We start from the raw sequence: 24,998 nt of genomic DNA on the forward strand, positions 1-24,998 counted from the left end.
AAGAGAAAGGTGTGCGGAAGAGGGGCGCCGAGGCCCTAACACATTCGCTTGCTCACGAGACTGCTCCCTTGAGGACCAGGACCCCAGGGCTGTGACATTCACCGATGTCCAGGGGTCCGCGCTTGCCATACGCCTCGCTGCGTACGGCCTGGTCTTCACCCGGGGCACCCCGCCACGGACGGAGGGTTGCCGGACAGCGGGCCGGGGCCGTAGTCGCTGTCACTCATGACCTGCCCAGCATCCTGCCACACGATCTTCGACGCGCAAGGCGCAGTCCAGAATCCGGACTGCGCCGTACGTCACACGGGTGAACGGGAGGCGGGCGGAAGGCTCAGCGGTTGCTGGCCGCCACCCACCGCTGCAGGGCCTGCTTCGCGGCCCCGGAGTCGATCGAGTGGGCCGCCCGCGCCATGCCCGCGCGGATCTGCTCGGTCAGCGGCGCGTCGGTCGGGGCGAGGGCGACCAGCGCCGCCGCGGAGTTCAGCAGCACGGCGTCGCGCACCGGCCCGCTCTCGCCGTCGAGCAGCCGCCGGGCGACCTCGGCGTTGTACGAGGCGTCGGCGCCCCGCAGCGCCTCGACGGGCACCAGGTCGATCCCGACGTCGCGGGGGTCGAAGGCCTCCTCGCGCACCTGCCCGTCCCGCACGATCCACACCCGTGAGGTGGCCGTGGTCGTCAGCTCGTCGAGCCCGTCGTCGCCGCGGAAGACGAGGGAGGAGTTGCCGCGCTCGGCGAAGACGCCGGCCACGATGGGGGCCATCCGGGCGTCGGCGACCCCGACCGCCTGGGCCCGCACCCTGGCCGGGTTGGTGAGCGGGCCGAGGAGGTTGAAGACGGTCCGGATGCCGAGCTGGCTGCGCGCGGCGCCCGCGTGCCGCAGCGCGGGGTGGAACTTCACGGCGAAGCAGAAGGTGATGCCCGCCTCCTGGGCGACCTCGACGACCCGCTCCGGCGTGAGCTGGAGGTTGACGCCGAGCTTCTCCAGCACGTCCGACGCCCCGCTGGCCGACGACGCGGCGCGGTTGCCGTGCTTGACGACCCGCGCGCCGGTGCCCGCGATGACGATCGCGGACATCGTGGAGATGTTGACGGTCTTGGCGCCGTCACCGCCGGTGCCGACGATGTCGACCGTCTCGCCGGGCACCTCGATCACGTTGGCGTGCTCGTACATCGCCCGTACGAGCCCGGTGATCTCCTGCACGGTCTCGCCCTTGGCCCGCAACGCGACGACGAATGCGGCGATCTGCGCGTCGGTGGCCTCGCCGCGCATGATGCGGTCCATGGCCCACGCCGTGTCGTCGGCGCTCTGGTCCCGGCCTTCGAGCAGGCCGTTCAGGACGTCGGGCCAGGAACGGCCCGCCGCGGTCGTGCCTCCTGCGGGGGTCACAGCGCTCATGGCCGCTCCTGGTGTTCGTCTGCCTGGGGAGGAAAGTGCCCGACACGTCGGGTGGGTCCACCCTATCCAGCCGCCGGGACGGCAAAGAGCCCCGTCCATGAACTGGACGGGGCTCTCACCGTGGCGACCATCAGGAGGTCAGGGCTCGTAGAGCCTCAGGTGATCAGTGGTGGCCGTGGCCGCTGGTGATCTCCTTGTACTCCTCGGCGGTGGGCTTGGGGATCTGGTTGTCCTCCCCGTAGTAGCCCTTGGAGAGCTTGGCCCGGAGCTTCTGCGAACCGGACACCTTGCGCTCGACGCCGTTCTCGTCGACCGTCGGGCCGATCTCGAGCGGCTTGTACTGCTCGTGCGCGGTGAGCGTGTGCAGCTGCCCCTGGTCGAGCGGCTCGTGGATCTCGATGAACTCACCGTGCGGCAGGCGCTTGATGATGCCCGACTCGCGGCCGTGCAGCACCTTGTCCCTGTCGCGCCGCTGGAGGCCCAGGCAGATCCGCTTGGTGATGATGAAGGCGATGACCGGTCCGACGAAGAAGAAGATCCGGACGAACCAGGTGATCGCGTTCAGCGACAGGTGGAAGTGCGTCGCGAAGATGTCGTTGCCGCCACCGAGCAGCATGATCATGTACGCGGTGACCCAGGCGACACCGAAGGCCGTACGGGTCGGGGCGTTGCGCGGGCGGTCCAGGATGTGGTGCTCGCGCTTGTCCCCGGTGACCCAGGACTCGATGAACGGGTAGACCGCGATCGCCGCGAGCATCAGCGGGAAGATCACCAGCGGGATGAAGACGCCGAGGACCAGCGTGTGACCCCAGAGGTTGATCTCCCAGCCCGGCATGACACGGATCAGACCCTCGGCGAAGCCCATGTACCAGTCGGGCTGGGCGCCGGTGGACACCTGGTCCGGACGGTAGGGGCCGAGCGCCCAGATCGGGTTGATCGAGGCGATCGCCGCGATGGCCGCGATGACACCGAAGACCAGGAAGAAGAAGCCTCCGGCCTTGGCCATGTACACGGGCAGCAGCGGCATGCCGACGACGTTCTTGTTGCTCTTGCCGGGGCCCGCGAACTGCGTGTGCTTGTGGTAGAAGACCAGGATCAGGTGCGCCACCATCAGGCCCAGCATGATGCCCGGCAGCAGCAGGATGTGGATCGAGTAGAACCGCGCGACGAAGTCGCCGCCCGGGAACTCCCCGCCGAACAGGAACATCGACAGGTACGTGCCGACGACCGGGACGGACAGGATCGCACCCTGCATGAAGCGCACACCGGTGCCGGAGAGCAGGTCGTCCGGGAGCGAGTAACCGGTGAAACCGGTGAACATGCCGAGGACGAACAGCAGGAAGCCGAAGAGCCAGTTGACCTCACGCGGCTTGCGGAAGGCGCCCGTGAAGAACACGCGCATCATGTGCACGAACATGCCGGCGATGAAGATCAGCGCCGCCCAGTGGTGGATCTGCCGGATGAGCAGACCACCGCGCACATCGAAGGAGATGTGCATGGTCGAGTTGAACGCCTCGGACATCAGCTGGCCCTGCATCGGGACGTAGCTGCCGTGGTACTCCACCTCGTTCATCGACGGGTGGAAGAACAGCGTCAGATACACACCCGTGAGGATGATGATGATGAAGCTGTACATGCAGATCTCGCCGAGCATGAAGGACCAGTGGTCCGGGAAGATCTTGCGCATGTTGGCCTTGGCCAGGGAGTAGATCCCAAGGCGGCCGTCGGCCCAGTCGGCCACCCGCTCGCCGGCGGGTGCCTTCTTGTTCGAGTTGTTCGGAGGTGTGGTACTCATCCGCGCTCCCAGAAGGCAGGACCGACGGGCTCTTCGAAGTCGCCGAGCGCCTCGAGGTAGCCCTCCTCGTTCACGCCGATGCGCAGCTGCGGCAGCGGGTGACCGGCCGGGCCGAAGATGACTCGGGCACCGTCGGAGAGGTCGAAGGTGGACTGGTGGCACGGGCAGAGGACGTGGTGCGTCTGCTGCTCGTACAGGGAGATCGGGCAGCCCACGTGGGTGCAGATCTTGGAGTAGGCCACGACGCCTTCGTGCGACCACTCCAGCTCGCGCTTGTCCTTGATGTCCTCCGGCTGAATCCGGACGATCATCAGGGCGGCCTTGGCGATCTGGGTCTGGAAGTCGTGGTCGTGCTCCGACATGCCCTCGGGCATGGCGAACGTCAGCGAACCGACCTGCACGTCCGAGGGACGCAGCGGCTCGTGCGTGTTCATGTTGACGAGCTTCTTGCCCTTGGCCCACTTGGTGTGCCGGAGCTTGTCCTCGGGCAGCGGACCGAGGTCGCGCAGGAGGACGACGCCGGAGAGCGGGACCAGGGCGAGCGCGCCGAACATCGTGTTGCGGATCAGCTTGCGCCGGCCGAACTGCGACTCCTCGGCACCGGCCCGGAAGTCGGCCATGACCTTGGCCTTGACCTCGGCCGGGGCCTCGATGGCGTGCCGCTCGTCGGCGACCTCCACGTCGGACATCAGGGTGCGGGCCCAGTGGACCGCGCCCGCGCCGATGCAGAAGAGCGCCAGACCCAGGGTCAGACCGAGGGCGAAGTTGAGACCGCTGATGTGCCCGATCGGCCAGACGAAGATGCTCTTGTCCGCCGGGATGGTCACGAACGCGGCGATGAAGCCGACGGTGGCCAGCATCGACAGCGTGAACAGGAACGCGACGGCACGCTCGGAACGCCGGGCGGCCTTCTCGTCGATGTCCTGGATGCGGTGCTTGTGGGGCGGAAGGCCCGGGTCGGCGAACGGGTTGTCGTCCGGGACCACCACCGAGCCGTGCTGGGGCTCGGTCTCCTGCTTGGAGGGCAGGTTCTCTTCTGGAATCTCTTGGCTACTCATGACTTCTTGGCCTTTGCGGTCCGAGCGGCGACCCACACGGCGACCGCGATCAGCGAGCCGAGACCGAAGATCCAGCCGAAGAGGCCTTCACTGACCGGCCCCAGGCCACCCAGCTTGAGACCGCCAGGGCTCTGGGTCTTCTCGCCGTTGACCGCGTCGAGGTACGCGATGATCTCCTTCTTCTCCTTCTCCGGCATCGTCGTGTCGGGGAAGGACGGCATGTTCTGCGGGCCGGTCTGCATGGCCTCGTAGATGTGCTTCGGAGAGACACCTTCGAGCGACGGCGCGAACTTGCCGTGCGTCAGCGCGCCACCTTCACCGGTGAAGTTGTGGCACTGGGCGCAGTTGGTGCGGAACAGCTCGCCACCCTTGGCGATGTCCGCTCCCTTGGGGCTGTACTGCTTCTCGGTCGGGACCGAGGGACCGGCGCCGAGCGACGCGATGTACGCCGCCAGCTGGTCGATCTGGGCCTGGGTGTAGATGACCTTCTTCTTGGGCGCCTGGGCACCCTGCTGCTGGAGCGGCATGCGCCCGGTGCCGACCTGGAAGTCGACCGCCGCGGCACCCACGCCCGTCAGCGGCGGACCGTCGGAGGACCCCTGACCGCCGGTTCCGTGGCAGCTGGAGCAGCCCACGGCGTAGAGCTTCTTGCCCTCGTCGATGGCGAGAGACTGGGCGGTTTCATCGGCTTGCGCCTTGTCCGCCGGCGCGAACGCGGCGTACAGCCCCCCGGTGGCCGCCAGCGCGAGGAGTAGGACGACGACCGCCGCCAGCGGATGGCGTCGTCGTGCGGAGAGCTTTTTCACGGATTACCCCGGTGTCAGGATCTTCTGCGTCGATGCTTCTGGAATATGTCGGTACGTCGCGTGAGCGACCTCCGCCGATTACTTGATCATGTAGATCGTGGCGAAGAGGCCGATCCAGACCACATCGACGAAGTGCCAGTAGTAGGACACGACGATGGCTGCGGTCGCCTGTTCATGGGTGAACTTCCTGGCCGCATAGGTGCGGCCGAGGACCAGCAGGAAGGCGATCAGGCCGCCTGTCACATGCAGTCCGTGGAAGCCGGTGGTCAGGTAGAAGACCGAGCCGTAGGGGTCGGACGAGAGCGAGAGGCCCTCGTGCTTGACCAGCTCGGTGTACTCGTACACCTGACCGCCGATGAAGATCGCACCCATGATGAAGGTGACGATGAACCACATCCGGAGCTTCTTCACGTCGCCACGCTCGGCGGCGAAGACGCCGAGCTGACACGTGAGGGAGGAGAGCACCAGGATGGTGGTGTTCGTCGCCGAGAACGGGAAGTTAAGGGCCGAGGCCATTTCCTTCCAGTGATCAGGACCTGTCACCGATCGCAGGGTGAAGTACATCGCGAAGAGGGCCGCGAAGAACATCAGCTCGGAACTCAGCCAGATGATGGTTCCGACGCTGGTGAGGTTCGGTCGATTGACCGGCGGGTGCGCGTGCCCGGTATCTACTGTCGTTGCTGTCGCCACGACCGACATTATGTCGGTCGCTTATCCCGCCCTCACCCCGGGGGGTGCTGTTCGGAGTGTCTGTGGGGTGTGTCCTGCCCGTATGGCCCATCGGAGGCCTGTCCGAACCGCTGTTGACGGGGTGTCGGGAGGAGTAGCATCCGCGCATCGGTTCCCGATCCCACGACGGCACAGCTCAGCTCGATGATCTGGAGGAACAATGCAGCCGACCGCGACGGTGCTGGTCTACAGCGACAACGCGAGCACCCGCGAGCAGGTCCGGTTGGCCGCCGGACGCAGGCCGGCGGCGGACGTTCCCGAGGTGGAGTTCATCGAGTGCGCGACCCTGCCCGCCGTCCTCAAGGAGCTGGACGGGGGCGGCGTCGACGTCTGTGTGCTCGACGGTGAGGCGAAGCCCGCGGGCGGCATGGGCGTGTGCCGTCAGATCAAGGACGAGATCTTCCGCGCGCCGCCCGTGCTGCTGCTCATCGGGCGCCCGCAGGACGCCTGGCTGGCCACCTGGAGCCGCGCGGAAGCGGCGGTGACCCTTCCGGTCGACCCGGTGGAGTTCGCGGACGCCCTGGCCGCCCTGCTGCGCAGCAAGCGGGCCGTGGGGGCCTGACGGGTCCCGCGGAGCGCACAGCGGGCCCGGCGCCTCGGCGCGGGGCCCTCCGCGCCGTTCTGTGCCGTCCTGTGGCTCCTGTGCCGTCCTGTGCCGCTCCGGGGCTCCGGGCTAGACGTGCGGCCGCAGTCGGGCCGCGTCGAGCGCCGAGGGGCCTTCCTCGGCGCCGGAAAGCAGCGCGCTGCCCTTGCGCCACGTCTTCCAGCTCATGTTCCAGTCGCCGAGGCCGTTGCCGAAGGTGGGCATGTCCTCCCCGGCGCTGTTGATCACCCGCACCAGGTCGCCCTGCCGCACGGTCTCGTAGAACCAGGCGGCGTTGCCCGTGTTCATGCCGATGCAGCCGTGGCTGGTGTTGGCGTACCCCTGCGAGCCGACCGACCAGGGCGCGGCGTGCACGTACTCGCCGGAGTCGGTGACCCGCGTCGCGTAGTAGACCTGCTTGTCGTAGAAGTCCGAGGCGCCGATGCTGGCACTGGTCATGCGTACGGAGTACTCCTTGCCGAGCACGACCTTGACGCCGTTGCGGGTGGAGTAGCCGGGCTTGCCCGTGGTCACCGGGATCGAGTTGATCTCCTCGCCGTTGCGGTAGACCGTCATCCAGTGGGACGAGGCGTCCGTCACCGCCTCGATCCGGTCGCCGGTGGTGAACTTCAGCGGCTTGGTCTCGGCGCCCCAGAGCCGGTCGCCGACCTTGATGCCGCCCAGGTTGCTGGAGACGTCGACCGTGGCGTGGGTGGGCCAGTACTCCTTGGGGCGGTAGTGCAGCGTCTCGCTGTCCACCCAGTGCCAGGCGCCCTCGACCGCGGGCACCGAGCGCACCTTCAGGGAGCGTTCGACGGTCGCCCGGGCCTCCTTGCCCTTCACCGGGGCGCTGAGCGAGGCGATGACGGGCTGTCCGACGCCGTACTTGCCCGCCTCGGGGCCGAAGGTCACCTTCAGCCGCTTCTTCTTCCCCGGGGCGCCGGTGTCGAAGGTCAGGACCTTGCGGCCCGGTGCCCCCTCGTCGTCCTCGGTGCTCACCCGCACCGTGTAGTGGGCGCCGGCCGCCAGGGGCGCGGTGCTGTGCCAGCGCGAGCCGTCGGCGGAGAGTTCGCCCGCCAGGTACCGCCCCATCGCGTCCGTCGCCGTCACATCGGTGATGCGCGCGTCGTCGCCCTGGGCGGTGACCTCCAGGGGCTTGTCCGGGTCCGCCTTCTTGCTGCCGACAGGGCCGTTGAAGGCGACGTGGCCGGCCGCGTCGTACGGCTTCGCCGAGAGCGGGTGGCTGTCGGAGCCGCAGGCCGTGGCCCCCGCGCCGAGGGCGGCCACCAGCGTCGTGCAGCTCAGTACCGTGCGGATTCGCGGTGAGTGGCTCATGAACTCACGGTATGGACGTTCACCCGGTCCGGCGCGGTGAATGACCCGTCCGGGTGTCAAGCGCGACACGCCGAGGGGCCCGGACTCTCCTGACGGAGTGTCCGGGCCCCTCGGTACGGCTTCGAACTACAGAATCACTGGGTCTGGTTCTCGCCGCGGTAGTACTCGAAGACCCAGCCCCACAGACCGATGAGCAGCAGGGGGGCGGAGAAGTACAGCAGCCACCAGCCGATGGCGATGCTCATGAAGGCGAGCGCGCCACCGACGGCCAGCGAGAGCGGCTGCCAGCTGTGCGGGCTGAAGAAGCCCACCTCGCCGGCCTCGTCCGCGACGTCGGCCTCCTTGTCGTCCTGTGCGGAGGCGTCGACCCGCCGGGCCGTGAAGGCCAGGTAGTAGCCGATCATGATGCACAGGCCGAAGGCCAGGAAGAGCGCCGTGGTACCGGCCGGCTCCTTCGACCACACGCCATAGACGATCGCCATGGCGAGGACGAAGACGCTCAGCCAGATGAACATCTTGCCCTGGATCTTCACTTCGCGGCCTCCTTGTCGCCGCCGAACAGCGCGGTGTCCTTCTGCCCGTCGTTCTCGAGCTGGCCGAGGGCGGCGATGTCCGGGTGGTGCAGGTCGAAGGCCGGCGATTCACTGCGGATGCGCGGCAACGTGAGGAAGTTGTGCCGCGGCGGCGGGCAGGACGTCGCCCACTCCAGCGAACGGCCGTAGCCCCACGGGTCGTCGACCTCGATCTTCTTGCCGTACTTCGCCGTCTTCCAGATGTTGTAGAAGAACGGCAGGATCGACAGACCGAGCAGGAACGAGCTGATGGTCGAGATCGTGTTCAGCGCGGTGAAGCCGTCGGCGTCGAGGTAGTCCGCGTAACGACGCGGCATGCCCTCGGCGCCCAGCCAGTGCTGGACCAGGAACGTGCCGTGGAAGCCCACGAACAGCGTCCAGAAGGTGATCTTGCCCAGGCGCTCGTCCAGCATCTTGCCGGTGAACTTCGGCCACCAGAAGTGGAAGCCGGAGAACATCGCGAAGACGACGGTGCCGAAGACCACGTAGTGGAAGTGCGCCACCACGAAGTACGAGTCCGAGACGTGGAAGTCCATCGGCGGCGAGGCCAGGATGACGCCCGTCAGACCACCGAAGGTGAAGGTGATCAGGAAGCCGACCGCCCAGAGCATCGGGGTCTCGAAACTCAAGGACCCCTTCCACATCGTGCCGATCCAGTTGAAGAACTTCACGCCTGTTGGTACGGCGATCAGGAACGTCATGAAGGAGAAGAACGGCAACAGCACGCCGCCTGTGACGTACATGTGGTGCGCCCACACCGTCACGGACAGACCCGCGATGGCGATGGTCGCGCCGATCAGGCCCATGTAGCCGAACATCGGCTTGCGGGAGAAGACCGGGATGACCTCGGAGATGATGCCGAAGAACGGCAGCGCGATGATGTACACCTCTGGGTGGCCGAAGAACCAGAAGAGGTGTTGCCACAGCAGGGCGCCGCCGTTGGCCGCGTCGAAGATGTGGGCACCGAACTTGCGGTCCGCCTCCAGGGCGAACAGCGCGGCGGCCAGGACCGGGAAGGCCAGCAGCACGAGGACGGCCGTCAGCAGCACGTTCCAGGTGAAGATCGGCATGCGGAACATGGTCATGCCCGGCGCGCGCATGCAGATGATCGTGGTGATGAAGTTGACCGAGCCGAGGATCGTGCCGAAGCCGGAGAAGGCCAGACCCATGATCCACATGTCGCCGCCGATACCCGGCGAGTGCACGGCGTCCGACAGCGGCGCGTACGCGAACCAGCCGAAGTCGGCCGCGCCGTTCGGCGTGAGGAAACCGCCGACCGCGATGAGCGAGCCGAACAGGTAGAGCCAGTAGGCGAACATGTTCAGCCGCGGGAAGGCGACGTCGGGCGCGCCGATCTGCAGCGGCATGATCCAGTTCGCGAAACCGGCGAACAGCGGCGTCGCGAACATCAGCAGCATGATCGTGCCGTGCATCGTGAACGCCTGGTTGAACTGCTCGTTCGACATGATCTGCGAGCCCGGGCGGGCGAGTTCGGCGCGCATGAAGAGCGCCATCACTCCGCCGATGCAGAAGAACGCGAACGACGTGACCAGATAGAGCGTGCCGATCGTCTTGTGGTCAGTGGTGGTCATCCACTTGACGACGAGGTTTCCCGGCTGCTTGCGCCGGACCGGCAGCTCGTTCTCGTACGAGTCCGTTGGTGCTGCCGCGGCACCCTGGGGTTCGTTGAGGATGCTCACAGGTTGTTCGTCTCCCGGTTCTTCTCGTGGGGCGTCTGCTCGATGCCGGCCGGGATGTAACCCTTCTGGTTCTTCTTCGCCAGGTCCTCGAGGTGCTGCTTGTAGCGCTCGGGAGAGACGACCTTGACGTTGAAGAGCATCCGGGAGTGGTCGACGCCGCAGAGCTCGGCGCACTTGCCCATGAAGGTGCCCTCCTTGTTGGGGGTCACCTCGAAGGCGTTGGTGTGGCCCGGAATGACGTCCTGCTTCATGAGGAACGGCACCACCCAGAAGGAGTGGATGACGTCACGCGAAGTCAGGACGAAGCGGACCTTCTCGCCCTTGGGCAGCCAGAGGGTCGGGCCCGGGTTGCCGTTCTGGGGGTTCCGGTCGCCGGGCACGCCGACGTCGTAGACGCCGTTGGCCTTCGCCGGGAAGTCGTCGCGGAACTTGTCCGGGATGGCTTCCAGGTCCTTGGACGTCCTGGCGTTGGCGTTGCCGGCGCCCGGGACGTTCTCGACGTAGTTGAAGCCCCAGCTCCACTGGTAGCCGACCACGTTGATCGTGTGGGCCGGCTTGTCTTCGAGCTCCAGGAGCTTCGACTCGTCACGTGCCGTGAAGTAGAAGAGCACGGAGACGATGATGAGGGGGACGACCGTGTACAGCGCCTCGATGGGCATGTTGTAGCGGGTCTGGAGAGGGACTTCCACCTTGGTGCGGCTGCGCCGGTGGAAGATGACGCTCCACAGGATCAGACCCCAGACCAGCACGCCCGTGGCGAGCGCTGCCGCCCACGAGCCCTGCCAGAGGGAGAGAATCCGCGGAGCCTCTTCCGTTACCGGGGTGGGCATTCCAAGGCGGGGGAAATCCTTGTATGTGCAACCGGTGGCGGTCGCCAGGATCAGGCCCGCAGTCAGCACCTGCGGCAGCTTCCGCCGCATCGGGCGCCGCGACGAGCGGTCGGAGCCGTTGGGACTCACGTAGCGCCTTCCCGAGAGTCTCGCCCGCGCGGTCGGCTGCGGCCTTCACGCTGGTCGGTCGCCGCCCTGCGTCGGGCAGGGGTTTGGATGTTTATGCGGACCAAACCCTACTGGACGCATTTTGGGGTCGCGCGGGGAGGGTGCCTAACGCGCCGCGGGTCACTCCGAAGGGTGGGGTGGGCGCCCCCCGGCGCTTTCTGACGGGGGGTTGGGGCGCCTGCGGGGGTGACGGAATCTGTCGGTCCGCGGGTGCGGCTCGGTGAGGGCCGGGCGCGCAGTTCCCCGCGCCCCTTCGGGGCGCTCCTGAGGGGACTAGCGTGGAGGCGTGCCCTATTTCGACGCTGCCTCCTCCGCTCCCCTTCATCCCGTTGCCCGGCAGGCCCTGGCGGCCTCGCTCGACGAGGGGTGGGCCGATCCTGCGCGGCTTTACCGCGAAGGGCGGCGGGCCCGGATGCTGCTGGACGCGGCGCGGGAGGCCGCCGCCGATGCCGTGGGGTGCCGGGCCGACGAGCTGGTGTTCACCTCGTCCGGTACGCGCGCCGTGCACTCCGGGACCGCGGGGGCGCTCGCCGGGCGGCGCCGCGCCGGACGCCACCTGATCGTGTCGGCGGTCGAACACTCGTCGGTGCTCCATTCGGCCGGGGCGCACGAGGCCGCGGGCGGGGAGGTCACCGAGGTGCCGGTGGACCGGGGCGGGGCCGTGGACCCGCGGGCGTACGCCGCCGCGCTGCGCGAGGACACCGCGCTCGCCTGTCTGCAGTCCGCCAACCACGAGGTGGGCACCGAGCAGCCGGTGGCCGAGGTGGCGGCGGCCTGCCGGGCGGCCGGGGTGCCGCTCCTGGTGGACGCGGCGCAGTCGCTGCCCTGGGGGCCGGTCGACGGGGACTGGTCGGTGCTGACCGGCAGCGCCCATAAGTGGGGCGGGCCGGCGGGGGTCGGACTTCTCGTCGTACGCAAGGGGGTGCGGTTCGCCGTGCAAGGTCCCGCCGACGAGCGGGAGTCGGGGCGCGCCGCCGGGTTCGAGAACATCCCGGCCGTCGTGGCGGCGGCCGCCTCGCTGCGGGCGGTGCGGGCCGAGGCCGCCGCGGAGGGCGCGCGGCTGCGGGAGCTGACGGAGCGGATCAGGGCGCGGGTGCCCGCGCTGGTGCCGGACGTGGAGGTGGTGGGCGATCCCGTGCGGCGGCTTCCGCACCTCGTCACCTTCTCCTGTCTCTATGTCGACGGGGAGACCCTGCTGCACGAGCTGGACCGGGCGGGGTTCTCCGTCTCCTCCGGTTCGTCGTGCACCAGCTCGACGCTGACCCCGAGCCATGTGCTCAAGGCCATGGGCGTGCTGAGCGAGGGAAACGTCCGGATCTCGCTGCCGCTCGGCACCGAGGCAGCGGAGGTGGAGCGGTTCCTGGACGTGCTGCCCGGCGCCGTCGCCGGGGTCCGGGAGAAGCTGGGCGCCCCGGTGGCGACGGAGGCCCGTACGGAAGGCGCGTCGCTCGTCGTCGACGCGCTCGGCAAGCGGTGCCCGCTGCCCGTGATCGAGCTGGCGAAGGTCATCGGGGACGTCCCGGTCGGCGGCACGGTGACCGTGCTCGCGGACGACGAGGCGGCGCGGCTCGACATCCCGGCGTGGTGCCAGATGCGCGAGCACGAGTACGTGGGTGAGCGGCCGGCGGACCGGGGCAGCGCGTACGTGGTCCGCCGGCTCTCGTGATCAGCCGAGGTGCGCGCGGACCTCGGTGGCGGCCTCATGGCCGTACGCCTTGGTGAAGCGGTCCATGAAGTCGCTGCGGCGCAGCTCGTACTCCTGGGTGCCGACGGTCTCGATGACCAGGGTGGCGAGCATGCAGCCCACCTGCGCGGCGCGCTCCAGGGAGACACCCCAGGCGAGGCCCGACAGGAAGCCCGCGCGGAACGCGTCGCCCACGCCGGTCGGCTCGACCTTGGCCTCCTCGGCCGGGACGGCGACCTCGATCGGGTCCTGACCGGTGGCCTCGATGCGTACGCCGCCGGGGCCGAGGGTCGTGACGCGGTGGCCGACGCGCGAGAGGATCTCGGCGTCGCTCCAGCCGGTCTTGGACTCGATGAGGCCCTTCTCGTACTCGTTGGAGAACAGGTAGGTGGCGCCGTCGAGGAGGGTGCGGATCTCCTCGCCCTCCATGCGGGCGATCTGCTGCGAGAAGTCCGCGGCGAAGGGGATCGCGCGGGTGCGGCACTCCTCGGTGTGCCGGAGCATCGCCTCGGGGTCGTCGGCGCCGATGAGGACGAGGTCGAGTCCGCCCACGCGGTCGGCGACCGTCTTCAGCTCGATGAGGCGGGCCTCGCTCATCGCGCCCGTGTAGAAGGAGCCGATCTGGTTGTGGTCGGCGTCGGTGGTGCAGACGAAGCGGGCGGTGTGCAGCGTCTCGGAGATCCGGACCGAGGAGGTGTCCACGCCGTGCCGGTCGAGCCAGGCGCGGTACTCGTCGAAGTCGGCGCCCGCGGCGCCGACCAGGATCGGGCGGGTGCCGAGCTGCCCCATGCCGAAGGTGATGTTGGCGGCCACGCCTCCCCTGCGGACGTCGAGGTTGTCGACCAGGAACGAGAGGGAGACCGTGTGCAGCTGATCGGCGACCAGCTGGTCGGCGAAGCGGCCGGGGAAGGTCATCAGGTGGTCGGTGGCGATGGAGCCGGTGACTGCGATACGCACGGCTGAATGCTCCTGTGGAGGAGAGGCGGGGTTGACGGTTCACGCTATCGGGTCGAGCCACCCTGCCTGAAGTGGCAAAACTACCCGATAGTAGGTCTTTTTTCGTGAGCGGCCCGATGCGTACGGTGCCGTTATGGCCGTTATCTCGAAGGATGTCGTCATGAAGCGTGCGTACAGGCTTTCCACGGAAGCCCCCGAGAGCATGGAGACGCTGCGCGGCGACTGCGCCCGCATGGCTCCGCACTGGGTGGTGCCCGCCGCGGCCGCCACCGCTCCGGTGCCGCCGTCCCTGATCCACGGCGTCACCGTGCCGCCCGCCTCCGCGCGGCTCCTCGCCGAAATGTCCGAGTACGGCGACTGAGGGAGGCCGGCCCCGGGGCCCCGGCGCACGCCGGGGGAACCGTCCGCTCCCCCGCCGCGTCCCATCGCTGTCCCCCGTCACGGGGAACACGTACTACGTAGCCCGAAGCCCGGCCGTGGGCTTCCGGGGACAGCAGCGCAGTCGAAGGAGCGATGCGGTGAGCACCGAGCGATCCGTCCATGAGGCGGCCGAGCCGCAGCGGAGGCGTGCGCGCCTCGCCGTCGCCTCGGTCGCGGCCACCGTGCTGTTGATCGGCGGCGGTGGCGCGTACTTCGCGACGACCGCGTCCGGCAGCGGGAGCGGTGGCGGTGGCGGCCAGGGCAGCGACGGCGCCCCGGCGGGAGACGGCGGCCCCCCGCCGCCGCTCGCGCTGGACGGCTACGAGGCCGGCGGCGGTGACGGCGGCGGCACCGCCGGCATCGCGCCCGGCGAGCCCGACCCGAACGGCGTGACGTACCAGGCGACCGGCGAGCTGCCCGAGGGGCCGAAGGCGGCGTACGTCCATCACGCGCGCGGCGAGGTGACCCGGGCCGAGGTGCGCGCGCTGGCCGAGGCGCTCGGCCTCTCCGGTACGCCGACGGTGCGGGACGGCGTCTGGCGGGTGGAGCAGGACAAGGACGGCTCGGGCCCCTCGCTCCAGGTGAACAAGCAGGCGCCCGGGACCTGGACGTTCGCCCGGCACGGCCTGGGCGGTACGGACGACTGCCCCAAGGGCAAGCCCTGTTCGAGCAGCTCCACGGCGCCCCATGGCGAGCTGGGCGACGCCGTCGGGGAGAAGGCCGCCAAGGCCGCCGCGGCGCCGGTCCTCAAGGCGCTCGGCCAGGACGACGCGAAGCTGGACGCCCGCCAACTGATGGGCGCCGTACGGGTGGTGAACGCCGACCCGAAGGTGGGCGGCCTGCCGACCTATGGCTGGTCGACCGGCATCCAGGTCGGGTCGGACGGCCAAGTGGTGGGCGGCAGCGGTCAGTTGAAGGCGCCCGTGAAGGGTGACCGGTACCCCGTGATCAGCGCCCGCCAGACCCTGGACCGGCTGAACTCGTCCGCCGGTGGCGGGCACGTCGGCATCGGCGGCTGCGCGACCCCGGTGCCGCACACCGACGACAGCACGAAGACGGAGGGCGGCGGCGGTGCGAAGCAGGCACCCTGCGAGCCCTCGTCCGCGCCGGCGAAGCCGCGGCCGGTGGCGGTGCACGGCGCCACCTTCGGGCTCGCCACGCACCACGTGGACGGCAGGCAGACGCTGGTGCCGTCCTGGCTGTTCGAGGTGAAGCCGCAGGGCGCGCGGGAGGCGTTCACGGTGACGCATCCGGCGGTGGCCCCCGAGTACCTGAGGTCGCCGGGGACTTCCGGCACTCCGGCGCCCCCCGAGGAGCCGGGCGAGAAGCGCTCGGCGCGCGTCGAGTCCTACAGCGCGGACGGCACGTCGTTGACGGTGCACTTCTGGGGCAGCGCCTGCGCCGAGTACACCGCGTCCGCGCGCGAGAAGGGCGACCGCGTGACCGTCACGGTGACGGAGACCAAGCAGAAGGACCAGGTCTGCGTCATGGTCGCCAAGGAACTCTCGAAGACCGTCGCCCTGGACAAGCCGCTGGGCGAGCGCAAGGTCGTGGACACCACGGGCGAGACGGTACGGCGGAAGTGACGCACGAAGACGTACGAAGGCGGCGGCCCCCGAGCTTCGGGGGCCGCCGCCTTCGTACGTCTGTCCCTACAGGCTTAGCTGAAGGAGTCGCCGCAGGCGCAGGAGCCCGTGGCGTTGGGGTTGTCGATCGTGAAGCCCTGCTTCTCGATGGTGTCGACGAAGTCGATGGAGGCGCCGCCCAGGTAGGGAGCGCTCATCCGGTCGGTGACGACCTTCACGCCGTCGAAGTCCTTGACGACGTCGCCGTCGAGCGAGCGCTCGTCGAAGAACAGCTGGTAGCGCAGGCCCGAGCAGCCGCCGGGCTGGACGGCGACGCGCAGCGCCAGGTCGTCCCGGCCTTCCTGCTCCAGCAGGCCCTTCACCTTGGCCGCGGCGGCGTCCGACAGGAGGATGCCGTCGCTCACGGTGGTGGTCTCGTCCGATACGGACATCTGCTTCTCTCCCGGGTTGTACGGAGACTGCTTGCCGACGGTTGCAACCGGCGGGGCCGCGGATTCATTCCGGGCCGAGCGCTTACGTCTTACCCCTTCATGCTCGCACATGGTTTTTCTCGGGGCACCAGCCTGCGGCACGGGGGTCCGGCGAATGCGTCACATCGACACTATGGCCATCGTCAAACTGACGTGAACCAGTTATGATAGATAGCGTCAATTAGACGAAAACTCGTCTGCAGAAGAGAAAGGGTAGGTGTCGTCGTGACCACCGCCCAGTCCCCCGGGGACCTCGTGGAGCTTGATGTCCAGCCCACGCCGCTCGCCCTGCTGCTGCTCGGCCGCGAGGCCGACCCCAGGAGCGAGCGCGGCGTCGAGTGCCCCGGCGACCTGCCGTCCCCCTCCGACCCGGACCTGGTGGAGCGCGCCCGGGCCGCCAAGGAGAAGCTGGGGGACAAGGTCTTCGTCCTCGGCCATCACTACCAGCGCGACGAGGTCATCCAGTTCGCGGATGTGACCGGTGACTCCTTCAAGCTGGCGCGCGACGCCGCCGCCCGGCCCGACGCCGAGTACATCGTCTTCTGCGGTGTGCACTTCATGGCCGAGTCCGCGGACATCCTGACGACGGACGACCAGAAGGTCGTCCTTCCCGACCTGGCCGCCGGCTGCTCGATGGCCGACATGGCCACCGCCGAGCAGGTCGCCGAGTGCTGGGACGTGCTGACCGAGGCCGGCATCGCCGAGCAGGTCGTCCCCGTCTCGTACATGAACTCCTCGGCCGACATCAAGGCGTTCACCGGCAAGCACGGCGGCACGATCTGTACGTCGTCGAACGCCAAGCGCGCGCTGGAGTGGGCCTACGACCAGGGCGAGCCCGGGTCGACAAAGGTGCTCTTCCTGCCCGACCAGCACCTGGGCCGCAACACCGCCGTGCGCGACATGGGCTTCTCGCTCGACGACTGCGTGGTCTACAACCCGCACAAGCCGAACGGCGGCCTCACCGCCGAGCAGCTGCGCGACGCGAAGATGATCCTGTGGCGCGGGCACTGCTCGGTGCACGGGCGCTTCTCGCTGGAGTCGGTCGAGGACGTCCGCGCGCGGATACCGGGCGTGAACGTCCTGGTGCACCCGGAGTGCAAGCACGAGGTGGTGGCCGCCGCCGACTACGTGGGCTCCACCGAGCACATCATCAAGACCCTGGAGGCCGCGCCCGCCGGGTCGAAGTGGGCCATCGGCACCGAGCTGAACCTCGTGCGCCGTCTGGCGAACCGTTTCGCCGCGGAGGACAAGGAGATCGTCTTCCTCGACAAGACGGTCTGCTTCTGCTCGACCATGAACCGCATCGACCTGCCGCACCTGGTCTGGACGCTGGAGTCGCTGGCGGAGGGCAACCTCGTCAACCAGATCGAGGTGGACCGGGAGACCGAGCAGTTCGCGAAGCTGGCGCTGGAGCGGATGCTGGCGCTGCCGTAGCGTCGCCGTCCGTCCGCGAGGTAAGGGGCGTCCGCCATAGCGGGCGCCCCTTACGTCACCCCCTACGTCACTCCGCCCGCGGGCGTACCAGGCCCGATTCGTAGGCGATGACGACCAGTTGGGCGCGGTCGCGGGCGCCCAGCTTCGCCATCGCGCGGTTCACATGGGTCTTCACCGTGAGCGGGCTGACTTCGAGGCGCTCGGCGATCTCGTCGTTCGAGTGGCCGCCGGCGACCTGGACGAGGACCTCGCGCTCGCGGGTGGTGAGCGCGTTCAGCCGCTCGCCGTGCACCGGCGCCTCGCCGTCCGGACCCTCGCCCTGCGCCAGGAACTTGGCGATCAGCCCCTTGGTCGCCACCGGGGAGAGCAGCGCCTCGCCCGCCGCCGCGATGCGGATGGCGCCGAGCAGCTCGTCGGGCTCCGCGCCCTTGCCGAGGAACCCGGAGGCGCCCGCGCGCAGCGACTGCACCACGTACTCGTCGACCTCGAAGGTCGTCAGCATCACCACGCGTACGTGGGCCAGGGTCGGGTCGGCGCTGATCTGCCGGGTGGCGGCCAGGCCGTCCGTGCCGGGCATGCGGATGTCCATCAGGACCACATCGGCCCGCTCCGACCTGGCCAGCCGCACCGCCTGAGCGCCGTCGGACGCCTCGCCGACCACCTCCATGTCGGGCTCGGAGTCGACGAGCACCTTGAACGCGCTGCGCAGCAACGCCTGGTCGTCGGCGAGCAGTACGCGGATCGTCACGCGGTCCCTCCCTTTGCCGTGATGACGGGCAGGATCGCATGGACGCGGAAGCCGCCGCCGTAGCGGGGGGCGGCCGTGCAGCTGCCGCCGAGGGCTGTGACGCGCTCGCGCATGCCGAGCAGGCCGTGGCCGCCGCCGTCGGTGTCCGGCTCCGGGGCGCCGTCGCCGGCCTTGCCGTGGCCCGGGCCGTCGTCGATGACGGTGACCTCGACGTTCGGGCCGACGCGGACGACGCTGACCTCGGCCTTGGCGTCGCGCCCCGCGTGCTTCTGTACGTTGGTCAGCGCCTCCTGGATGATCCGGAACGCGGCGAGGTCGACGGCCGCGGGCAGGTCGAGGCCGACCTGGCCGAGCGCGACCTCGACGGGCAGGCCGGCGTTGCGGAACGTCTCGACCAGCTCGTCGAGGCGGTGCAGGCCGGGGGCGGGTTCGGTGGGCGCCTCGGGGTCGCCGGTCTGCCGCAACAGGCCGACGGTGGCGCGCAGTTCGCCCAGCGCGGAGCGGCTGGCGTCACGGACGTGCGCGAGGGCCTCCTTCGCCTGGTCGGGCCGCTTGTCCATGACGTGTGCGGCGACGCCCGCCTGGACGTTGACCAGGGCGATGTGGTGGGCGACCACGTCGTGCAGATCGCGGGCGATGCGCAGCCGCTCCTCGGCGACGCGGCGCCTGGCCTCTTCCTCGCGGGTGCGTTCCGCCCGCTCGGCGCGCTCCCTTATGGCGTCCACGAAGGCGCGGCGGCTGCGCACCGCGTCGCCCGCGGCGGCGGCCATGCCGGTCCAGGCGAAGATGCCGATGTTCTCCTGCGCGTACCAGGGCAGCGGTCCGGAGAGCATCGCGACGCCGGTGAGGCCCGCCATGGTGACCACACCGATCCGCCAGGTCGTGGAGCGGTCGGTGGTGGCGGCCACGGTGAAGAGCGCGATGACCGCGCACATCACGACGGGCGCGCGGGGCTGGCCGGTGAGCAGCTCCGTGAGGGAGGCGGCGCAGGTGGCGGCGAGCACCGTCCAGGGGGCGCGGCGCCGGAAGACCAGCGCGAGGGCGCCGACGGCCATCAGTAGCAGGCTCGGCAGGCCGGGGGTGCGGGTGCCCCAGGTGGGGCCGTGCTCGCCGTAGGGCTCGGCGAAGGAGCCGATGACCATGCAGACGAGGACGGCGGAGGCGAGCGCCGCGTCGACCGCCAGCGGGTGTGTGCGGGCCCAGCCGCGGCCTCGTACGAGAGTGGTCACGGGGCAAACGGTACGGGGCCTTGGCGGGGGCCTGAGCGGTTTGTGGGGGTGGCCCCTGGTGGCCTCCGGCCGGGGTGGGGCGTTTTGTGGGCTTTGGGGGCTTGTGCGGGTGTCGTGTGGCTGGTCGCGCCGTTCCCCGCGCCCCTTGCGGGGCGCCTCATGCGGCCTCGGGGTTTTCTGCGGGTGTTCTGTGGCTGAGCGCGCCGTTCCCCGCGCCCCTTGCGGGGCGCCTCATGTGGCCTCGGGGTTTTCTGCGGGTGTTCTGTGGCTGGGCGCGCCGTTCCCCGCGCCCCTTGCGGGGCGCCTCATGTGGCCTCGGGGTTTTCTGCGGGTGTTCTGTGGCTGGGCGCGCAGTTCCTCGCGCCCCTTGGGGGGAGCTGGTGGTCAGCCGGGGATGAGGCCGTCGTCGGAGAGCATGGTGCGGACGTCGTCCAGGCTGGCGTCCGGGGCGGGGAGGATCAGTTCGGAGGGTTCCAGGGCGTCGTCGGGGAGGGGCTCGCCCAGCTCCCGGACCTTGTCCAGGAGCGCGTGGAGCGTGCGGCGGAACCCGGCGGCGTCGCCGCTCTCCATCTCCTCGAGCAGTTCGTCGTCGAACTTGTTGAGCTCGGCGAAGTGGCTGTCGGCCAGCTTCACCTGGCCCTCCCCCATGATCCGTACGATCATGTCGCCCTCCTCGGACGTGAGCTACTGCTTGTCGAAGCGCGGGGTGTCCTGCGGCTGCTGCTGCGTCTGGGGACGGCCCTCGCCGCCTTCGATCGCCTGCTGACCGCTGCTGGAGCCCCCCGCGAGCTCCGCCTTCATGCGCTGGAGTTCCAGCTCTACATCAGTACCACCGGAGAGGCGATCCAGCTCGGACTGGATGTCGTCCTTGGCGAGGCCGGAAGAGTCGTCGAGGGCACCGGAGGCGAGCAGTTCGTCGATCGCGCCGGCCCGCGCCTGGAGCTGCGCGGTCTTGTCCTCGGCGCGCTGGATCGCCATGCCGACGTCGCCCATCTCCTCGGAGATGCCGGAGAAGGCCTCACCGATGCGGGTCTGCGCCTGCGCGGCGGTGTACGTGGCCTTGATCGTCTCCTTCTTCGTACGGAAGGCGTCGACCTTGGCCTGGAGGCGCTGCGCCGCGAGGGTGAGCTTCTCCTCCTCGCCCTGGAGCGTCTGGTGCTGCGTCTCCAGGTCCGTCACCTGCTGCTGGAGCGCGGCCCGGCGGGAGAGCGCTTCGCGGGCCAGGTCCTCACGGCCGAGGGCGAGAGCCTTGCGGCCCTGGTCCTCGAGCGTGGACGACTGCTTGTTGAGCTGGGCCAGCTGCAGTTCCAGACGCTTGCGGGAGGTTGCCACGTCGGCGACGCCGCGGCGCACCTTCTGCAGCAGCTCCAGCTGTTTCTGGTACGAGTAATCGAGGGTTTCGCGCGGGTCCTCGGCCCGGTCAAGGGCCTTGTTCGCCTTCGCGCGGAAGATCATCCCCATACGCTTCATGACACCGCTCATGGGCTTCGCGCGCCCCCTTCTGACGGACTTCCAGCTCCAGGTACTGCTCAGAACCCACAGTACGGGCCCTGCATCCATTACCGCACTGTTCGCGGGCGGATGCGCTCATCCCCAAGGACGACTGCGTCCGGCCCTGCTCCGGCGTAAGGAGTAGGTGCTCCCCCGTCAACCGACCCCGAGCCGACCCCACACCGGCCCCCGGCCGGACTCCGAGTCGGCTGGGATACCGCCTGCTACGTCCCCTTAGGCACATAAATCAAGACGCCCGGCGTTGCCGGATCGTTCCCCGTCGGGCGGCGGTCCATGCCCCCGCACCACGTACCCTTGGATTTTGTGTTCCGTAGCCGATCCAAGGAAGAGAAGGCCCCGGCCGCGCAGGCGCCGGTGACCGACTCCAAGCAGCCCCGTGACCCGCAGGCCCCGAAGGGCCGCCCCACCCCCAAGCGCGCCATGGCACAGTCGCAGCGCCGCAGCGTGACCAATACGCCGACCACGCGCAAGGAGGCGGCGAAGCGGCAGCGCGACGAGCGCCGCGCGCAGATGGCGAAGCAGCGCGAGGCACTGGCCAGCGGTGACGAGCGGTACCTGCCCGCCCGTGACAAGGGTCCGGTGCGCAAGTTCGCGCGCGACTTCGTGGACTCGCGCTTCTGCATCGCCGAGTTCTTCCTGCCGCTCGCGGTGATCATCCTCGTCCTGAGCATGGTCCGCGTGCCGCAGTTGCAGAACATCGCGCTGCTGCTCTGGCTCATCGTGATCGTGCTGATCGTGCTGGACTCGGTCGCCACCGCGTTCCGCCTGAAGAAGCGCCTGGCCGAGCGCTTCCCGAACGACAACAAGAAGGGCGCCGTCGCCTACGCCCTGATGCGTACGCTCCAGATGCGCCGGCTGCGGCTGCCGAAGCCCCAGGTCAAGCGCGGAGAGCGGCCCTGAGCGCATTCACCGGCGGGGCCAGGGCCTGGCTGGAGAAGCTGGGCGGACTGCGCGACGCCGTACGGCAGGAGCTGGTGGCCCGGCAGCTCGACGAGCAGATAGTGGCGCGCTTCCCCGTGGGGCAGCGGCTGCGGGTGCTCGACGTGGGCATGGGCCAGGGCACCCAGGCGCTGCGGCTGGCCCGTGCCGGACACAAGGTGACCGGGGTCGAGCAGGACCCCACGATGATCGCCGCCGCCCATGAGGCGCTCGCCCGGGAGCCCGAGGGCATCCAGGGGCGGGTGCGCATCGTCGAGGGCGACGGCCACCAGACCGGGGCGCACTTCACACCCGGCAGCTTCGACGTGGTGCTCTGCCACGGCGTACTGATGTACGTGGAGGAGCCCGACGCCCTGCTCGCGGGCCTGGGCCGGATGCTGGCCCCCGGCGGGCTGCTCTCCCTCCTCGTCCGGAACGCGGACGCGCTGGCCATGCGGCCGGGGCTCGACGGGGACTGGAGCGGCGCCCTCGCCGCCTTCGACACCGTCACGTACCGCAACCGCCTGGGCCTCGACGTGCGGGCCGACCGGCTCGACGCGCTGTCGGCGACGCTGGCGGGGATCGCGGCGCCGCTCCAGGCCTGGTACGGCGTGCGGATCTTCACGGACAACGCCCCCGACGGCGCGCCGCTGCCCCCGCAAGAGGAGCTGGAAGCACTACTGGCCGCCGAGGAGCGGGCCGGGCGTACCGACCCTTACCGGCGGGTCGCCGCGCTGCTTCATCTGTGCGGGGTACGGGACTAGCGGAAGCGGCACCCGGACCACGGGACCCGGGCCACGCGCCACGCGCCACGGGTCCCGGACTTTTGACGTGGAAAATCCGGCGGCGGTGCCGTCGGCGGGGAGAAGTGAGCGACGCATGGCCATGGTGGGCCTCTTCTGGATCGCCCAGGGCGATGTGTACGTGGGCGCGAAGCCGTCCGGGCCGGCCCCCGGGGTGCGGCTGACCCCGGAGGGCGTGGTGGCCCTCGGCGACGGGCAGTCCGGTCTGCGGCTGTGGGAGGACGTGCGCGCCCTGACGGTGACGGACGTCCCCATGAAGTCCCTGCTGCGGAAGATCGGCGCAGTCAGGAACCTGGCCGTGGGGACGGTGATGAACCTGGCCGTGCCCATGGTCACCGGCCCGACGGAGGAGACCCCGCCGCTGATGACGCTGCGCGTGGCGTCGGCCGGCGGCGACCTGGACCTGCTGGCGTACTCCGCCGCGGCCGTCGGCTACCTGCCGGCCGAGGTCGACCTCTCCCGCGCCCTGCTGTCACGCCTGACGGAGGGCGCGGCGACGATGTCCACGACGCTCGCCGCGATGTCGGAGTGGGGCCGCACCTGGGAGGGCGGAACGCCGCGGGCCGCGGAGCGGGAGAAGCTGCTCCGGGAGTGGGTGGGCTAGCGCCCGGTCGGTTCGGAGACGTGAAGAGTGGGGCGGCGGCCGGAGTTCCGGTCGCCGCCTCACCCGTATCCGCCCGTGCCGCTACGCCGGGTCCTGCGCGTGCAGGCTCATCGGGCCGTAGATCTTGTCCGTGTCCTCGAAGAGACTGACCTGATCGGCGCCGCCCTCGGCCAGCTCTTTCCAGTACTCACCGATCCAGGACTCGGCGTCCCCCTGGGTGGTGAACTCCTCCGGGGTCAGCGCGGGCTGGACCTCCGTCCCGTCCGCCTTCTCGAACCGCCACGTCCATGCTGCCATCGTCAGCCTCCCGAGGGTCCCTGAGCGGCTTGGAAGCCGCCTGAATCCGCTTGAAGCCTAGCCGGGCGCGCGGCGCCGGACCCGACGCGGGAGGATCTTCGTGTGGAACTGACTCTGCTCGGCACCGGTGCCCCCGAGGGGCTGCCCCTCCCCGACTGCCCCTGCGCGGTCTGCGCGACCGCCCTCGGCGAGGCGGCGCGCGCGGCCACCGCGCTCCTCGTGGACGGCGTCCTGCTGCTCGACCTCACACCCGGCGCGGCCCTCGCGGCGGCCCGCGCGGGGCACTCGCTCGGCGGTGTGCGCCAGGTCCTGCTCTCCCATCCGCACGACGGGCCCGCCGTGGAGGTCCCGGCCGGTCTGCCGCAGCCCGGGCGGGTCGCCGACGGGCGGGAGCTGGCGACGCTGACCGGCCACCGGGTGCGCGCGGTGGCGCTGGACGCGCCCGGTTCGGGGTACGAGGTGACGGGGCCGGACGGCGAACGGCTGCTCTACCTGCCGCCGGGCGGCGCCCCCGCGGGGCTCGCCGACGGCAACGGCAACGGCTTCGGCCTCGGCTTCACCGGGGCGGACGGCGGGCGGGCCGCGTACGAGATGGTCCTCGCCGATGTCCTCGGGCGCCCCGACGGGCTCGCCCGGCTGCGCGCGGCCGGGGCCGTCGGGCCCACCACCGATGTCATCGCCGTCCACATCGGCCACGGGGCGCCGCCGGGCGGGGAGTTGACGCGGCGGCTCGCGGCGGCGGGCGCGCGGGCCGTGCCGGACGGGACGACGCTGGTCGTCGGCGCCTACGAGGACGTACCCGACGTGCCGCGCCGCACCCTCGTCCTCGGCGGCGCCCGCTCGGGCAAGTCGGTGGAGGCCGAGCGGCGCCTTGAGGCCTTCCCCGAAGTGCTGTACGTCGCGACCGGCGGGGCCAGGAACGGCGACGCCGAGTGGGCGGACCGGGTGAACCTGCACCGCGAGCGGCGTCCCGGTTCGTGGCGGACGGCGGAGACCTGCGACCTGGTGCCGCTGCTGGCCGACGACGGGCCGCCGCTGCTCATCGACTGCCTGTCGCTGTGGCTGACCCACGTCATGGACGAGGTGAACGCGTGGGACGACGCCGAGTGGGCGGGCGGCGGCGAGCGGCGGCTGAGGGGGCGGGTCGCCGAGCTGGCGGACGCGGTGCGCGCCACCCGGCGCACGGTGGTCGCCGTCTCGAACGAGGTCGGTTCCGGCATCGTGCCCGCGACCGCGTCGGGCCGCCGCTACCGCGACGAACTGGGCCGTCTCAACGCGGCGTTCGCCGCCGAGTGCGAGCACGTGCTGCTCGTCGTGGCGGGACAGGCGCTGCCCCTGCGCGGCTGACCCGGCCCTGCCCTTCG

25 protein-coding genes and 1 riboswitch are annotated in these 24,998 nt (G+C 70.1%); of the genes, 9 read left to right on the top strand and 16 right to left on the bottom strand.

Translation table 11 applies throughout. From position 1 onward, the window contains the following. Positions 1-113 precede the first annotated feature (113 nt). A riboswitch (SAM riboswitch) is annotated at positions 114-231 on the bottom strand. A 100-nt stretch (positions 232-331) separates the two neighbouring features. From trpD to ctaE, 5 genes are all read right to left on the bottom strand, one after another. Next, a complete protein-coding gene (gene trpD / locus J2N69_RS09240; protein WP_230900298.1) occupies positions 332-1,396 on the bottom strand; it encodes an anthranilate phosphoribosyltransferase in 1,065 nt (354 codons plus the stop codon). Between the two features lie 163 nt (positions 1,397-1,559). Next, positions 1,560-3,191 (bottom strand): cytochrome bc1 complex cytochrome b subunit, encoded by a 1,632-nt coding sequence (qcrB, locus tag J2N69_RS09245; RefSeq protein WP_230900299.1) that lies wholly within the window; start codon positions 3,189-3,191, stop codon positions 1,560-1,562. Next, positions 3,188-4,249 carry a cytochrome bc1 complex Rieske iron-sulfur subunit gene (gene qcrA / locus J2N69_RS09250; protein ID WP_230900300.1) on the bottom strand — a complete coding sequence of 354 codons (1,062 nt, stop codon included), beginning with the start codon at positions 4,247-4,249 and terminating at the stop codon, positions 3,188-3,190. Before qcrA ends, qcrB begins: the two co-directional genes overlap by 4 nt. Further along, on the bottom strand, positions 4,246-5,055 hold the full coding sequence (gene qcrC / locus J2N69_RS09255) for a cytochrome bc1 complex diheme cytochrome c subunit (RefSeq protein ID WP_127910342.1): 810 nt from the start codon (positions 5,053-5,055) through the stop codon (positions 4,246-4,248). Before qcrC ends, qcrA begins: the two co-directional genes overlap by 4 nt. A gap of 78 nt (positions 5,056-5,133) precedes the next feature. Further along, the gene (gene ctaE / locus J2N69_RS09260; protein ID WP_055550073.1) at positions 5,134-5,754 is read right to left on the bottom strand and encodes an aa3-type cytochrome oxidase subunit III; all 621 of its coding nucleotides are present in this window, start codon (positions 5,752-5,754) and stop codon (positions 5,134-5,136) included. Between the two features lie 190 nt (positions 5,755-5,944). Between ctaE and J2N69_RS09265 the strand changes: the two genes are divergently transcribed. Next, complete coding sequence (locus J2N69_RS09265; RefSeq protein ID WP_230900301.1) at positions 5,945-6,346, top strand: DNA-binding transcriptional response regulator; 402 nt, start codon at positions 5,945-5,947, stop codon at positions 6,344-6,346. Between the two features lie 111 nt (positions 6,347-6,457). Here J2N69_RS09265 and J2N69_RS09270 read toward each other — a convergent pair whose 3' ends face one another. The 4 genes from J2N69_RS09270 to ctaC all read right to left on the bottom strand — a co-directional run bounded on the left by J2N69_RS09270 (position 6,458) and on the right by ctaC (position 10,933). Then, complete coding sequence (locus tag J2N69_RS09270) at positions 6,458-7,702, bottom strand: L,D-transpeptidase (protein WP_230900302.1); 1,245 nt, start codon at positions 7,700-7,702, stop codon at positions 6,458-6,460. Between the two features lie 134 nt (positions 7,703-7,836). Beyond that, a complete protein-coding gene (locus J2N69_RS09275; protein ID WP_127910345.1) occupies positions 7,837-8,235 on the bottom strand; it encodes a cytochrome c oxidase subunit 4 in 399 nt (132 codons plus the stop codon). Beyond that, complete coding sequence (gene ctaD, locus J2N69_RS09280; RefSeq protein ID WP_127910346.1) at positions 8,232-9,974, bottom strand: aa3-type cytochrome oxidase subunit I; 1,743 nt, start codon at positions 9,972-9,974, stop codon at positions 8,232-8,234. The genes J2N69_RS09275 and ctaD overlap by 4 nt, the downstream gene beginning before the upstream one ends. Next, positions 9,971-10,933 (bottom strand): aa3-type cytochrome oxidase subunit II, encoded by a 963-nt coding sequence (gene ctaC, locus J2N69_RS09285; RefSeq protein WP_230900303.1) that lies wholly within the window; start codon positions 10,931-10,933, stop codon positions 9,971-9,973. The genes ctaD and ctaC overlap by 4 nt, the downstream gene beginning before the upstream one ends. A 325-nt stretch (positions 10,934-11,258) precedes the next feature. On the opposite strand from ctaC, the gene J2N69_RS09290 reads away from it, so the two are divergent. Then, positions 11,259-12,638, top strand: a complete 1,380-nt coding sequence (locus J2N69_RS09290; RefSeq protein WP_230900304.1) for a cysteine desulfurase/sulfurtransferase TusA family protein — start codon at positions 11,259-11,261, stop codon at positions 12,636-12,638. On the opposite strand, the gene J2N69_RS09295 is transcribed toward J2N69_RS09290, so the two are convergent. Then, positions 12,639-13,613 (bottom strand): carbohydrate kinase family protein, encoded by a 975-nt coding sequence (locus J2N69_RS09295; RefSeq protein WP_230900305.1) that lies wholly within the window; start codon positions 13,611-13,613, stop codon positions 12,639-12,641. A 160-nt stretch (positions 13,614-13,773) separates the two neighbouring features. Here J2N69_RS09295 and J2N69_RS09300 point away from each other — a divergent pair, with 160 nt between their 5' ends. Further along, positions 13,774-13,974, top strand: a complete 201-nt coding sequence (locus tag J2N69_RS09300) for a hypothetical protein (RefSeq protein ID WP_230900306.1) — start codon at positions 13,774-13,776, stop codon at positions 13,972-13,974. A gap of 157 nt (positions 13,975-14,131) precedes the next feature. Next, positions 14,132-15,619: a hypothetical protein gene (locus tag J2N69_RS09305; protein ID WP_230900307.1), complete on the top strand. Its 1,488-nt coding sequence runs from the start codon at positions 14,132-14,134 to the stop codon at positions 15,617-15,619. A gap of 74 nt (positions 15,620-15,693) precedes the next feature. Here J2N69_RS09305 and J2N69_RS09310 read toward each other — a convergent pair whose 3' ends face one another. Continuing rightward, positions 15,694-16,050 (bottom strand): HesB/IscA family protein, encoded by a 357-nt coding sequence (locus J2N69_RS09310; RefSeq protein WP_030933606.1) that lies wholly within the window; start codon positions 16,048-16,050, stop codon positions 15,694-15,696. Positions 16,051-16,314: 264 nt separating this feature from the next. Between J2N69_RS09310 and nadA the strand changes: the two genes are divergently transcribed. Then, positions 16,315-17,523 carry a quinolinate synthase NadA gene (nadA, locus tag J2N69_RS09315; protein ID WP_230900308.1) on the top strand — a complete coding sequence of 403 codons (1,209 nt, stop codon included), beginning with the start codon at positions 16,315-16,317 and terminating at the stop codon, positions 17,521-17,523. Positions 17,524-17,590: 67 nt separating this feature from the next. On the opposite strand, the gene J2N69_RS09320 is transcribed toward nadA, so the two are convergent. From J2N69_RS09320 to J2N69_RS09335, 4 genes are all read right to left on the bottom strand, one after another. Continuing rightward, on the bottom strand, positions 17,591-18,271 hold the full coding sequence (locus tag J2N69_RS09320) for a response regulator (protein ID WP_230900309.1): 681 nt from the start codon (positions 18,269-18,271) through the stop codon (positions 17,591-17,593). Continuing rightward, positions 18,268-19,500 (bottom strand): sensor histidine kinase, encoded by a 1,233-nt coding sequence (locus J2N69_RS09325; protein ID WP_230900310.1) that lies wholly within the window; start codon positions 19,498-19,500, stop codon positions 18,268-18,270. The genes J2N69_RS09320 and J2N69_RS09325 overlap by 4 nt, the downstream gene beginning before the upstream one ends. 384 nt (positions 19,501-19,884) lie before the next feature. After that, positions 19,885-20,163, bottom strand: a complete 279-nt coding sequence (gene pspAA, locus J2N69_RS09330) for a PspA-associated protein PspAA (protein ID WP_230900311.1) — start codon at positions 20,161-20,163, stop codon at positions 19,885-19,887. A 21-nt stretch (positions 20,164-20,184) separates the two neighbouring features. Beyond that, complete coding sequence (locus J2N69_RS09335) at positions 20,185-20,982, bottom strand: PspA/IM30 family protein (RefSeq protein WP_230900312.1); 798 nt, start codon at positions 20,980-20,982, stop codon at positions 20,185-20,187. A gap of 303 nt (positions 20,983-21,285) precedes the next feature. Here J2N69_RS09335 and J2N69_RS09340 point away from each other — a divergent pair, with 303 nt between their 5' ends. The 3 genes from J2N69_RS09340 to J2N69_RS09350 all read left to right on the top strand — a co-directional run bounded on the left by J2N69_RS09340 (position 21,286) and on the right by J2N69_RS09350 (position 23,337). Beyond that, a complete protein-coding gene (locus J2N69_RS09340; protein WP_127910354.1) occupies positions 21,286-21,912 on the top strand; it encodes a DUF3043 domain-containing protein in 627 nt (208 codons plus the stop codon). Positions 21,913-21,986: 74 nt separating this feature from the next. Next, positions 21,987-22,694, top strand: coding sequence for a class I SAM-dependent methyltransferase (locus tag J2N69_RS09345; protein ID WP_230900313.1), 708 nt, complete (start codon positions 21,987-21,989; stop codon positions 22,692-22,694). 115 nt (positions 22,695-22,809) lie between these two features. Further along, on the top strand, positions 22,810-23,337 hold the full coding sequence (locus J2N69_RS09350; RefSeq protein WP_230900314.1) for a hypothetical protein: 528 nt from the start codon (positions 22,810-22,812) through the stop codon (positions 23,335-23,337). A gap of 81 nt (positions 23,338-23,418) precedes the next feature. Here J2N69_RS09350 and J2N69_RS09355 read toward each other — a convergent pair whose 3' ends face one another. After that, on the bottom strand, positions 23,419-23,634 hold the full coding sequence (locus J2N69_RS09355; RefSeq protein WP_127910356.1) for a hypothetical protein: 216 nt from the start codon (positions 23,632-23,634) through the stop codon (positions 23,419-23,421). Between the two features lie 102 nt (positions 23,635-23,736). Here J2N69_RS09355 and J2N69_RS09360 point away from each other — a divergent pair, with 102 nt between their 5' ends. After that, on the top strand, positions 23,737-24,981 hold the full coding sequence (locus tag J2N69_RS09360) for a bifunctional adenosylcobinamide kinase/adenosylcobinamide-phosphate guanylyltransferase (RefSeq protein ID WP_230900315.1): 1,245 nt from the start codon (positions 23,737-23,739) through the stop codon (positions 24,979-24,981). Positions 24,982-24,998 lie beyond the last annotated feature (17 nt).

Source organism: Streptomyces huasconensis, from assembly GCF_021028635.1.
GTDB classification, from domain to species: Bacteria; Actinomycetota; Actinomycetes; order Streptomycetales; family Streptomycetaceae; genus Streptomyces; species Streptomyces huasconensis.

Excerpts from the sequence above, each read along its gene's own strand:
- trpD (WP_230900298.1), bottom strand. The coding sequence starts at position 1,396 with ATGAGCGCTGTGACCCCCGCAGGAGGCACGACCGCGGCGGGCCGTTCC.
- qcrB (WP_230900299.1), bottom strand. The coding sequence starts at position 3,191 with ATGAGTACCACACCTCCGAACAACTCGAACAAGAAGGCACCCGCCGGC.
- qcrA (WP_230900300.1), bottom strand. The coding sequence starts at position 4,249 with ATGAGTAGCCAAGAGATTCCAGAAGAGAACCTGCCCTCCAAGCAGGAG.
- ctaE (WP_055550073.1), bottom strand. The coding sequence starts at position 5,754 with ATGTCGGTCGTGGCGACAGCAACGACAGTAGATACCGGGCACGCGCAC.
- J2N69_RS09265 (WP_230900301.1), top strand. The coding sequence starts at position 5,945 with ATGCAGCCGACCGCGACGGTGCTGGTCTACAGCGACAACGCGAGCACC.
- J2N69_RS09270 (WP_230900302.1), bottom strand. The coding sequence starts at position 7,702 with ATGAGCCACTCACCGCGAATCCGCACGGTACTGAGCTGCACGACGCTG.
- J2N69_RS09300 (WP_230900306.1), top strand. The coding sequence starts at position 13,774 with ATGAAGCGTGCGTACAGGCTTTCCACGGAAGCCCCCGAGAGCATGGAG.
- J2N69_RS09310 (WP_030933606.1), bottom strand. The coding sequence starts at position 16,050 with ATGTCCGTATCGGACGAGACCACCACCGTGAGCGACGGCATCCTCCTG.
- pspAA (WP_230900311.1), bottom strand. The coding sequence starts at position 20,163 with ATGATCGTACGGATCATGGGGGAGGGCCAGGTGAAGCTGGCCGACAGC.
- J2N69_RS09335 (WP_230900312.1), bottom strand. The coding sequence starts at position 20,982 with ATGAGCGGTGTCATGAAGCGTATGGGGATGATCTTCCGCGCGAAGGCG.
- J2N69_RS09340 (WP_127910354.1), top strand. The coding sequence starts at position 21,286 with ATGCCCCCGCACCACGTACCCTTGGATTTTGTGTTCCGTAGCCGATCC.
- J2N69_RS09350 (WP_230900314.1), top strand. The coding sequence starts at position 22,810 with ATGGCCATGGTGGGCCTCTTCTGGATCGCCCAGGGCGATGTGTACGTG.
- J2N69_RS09355 (WP_127910356.1), bottom strand. The coding sequence starts at position 23,634 with ATGGCAGCATGGACGTGGCGGTTCGAGAAGGCGGACGGGACGGAGGTC.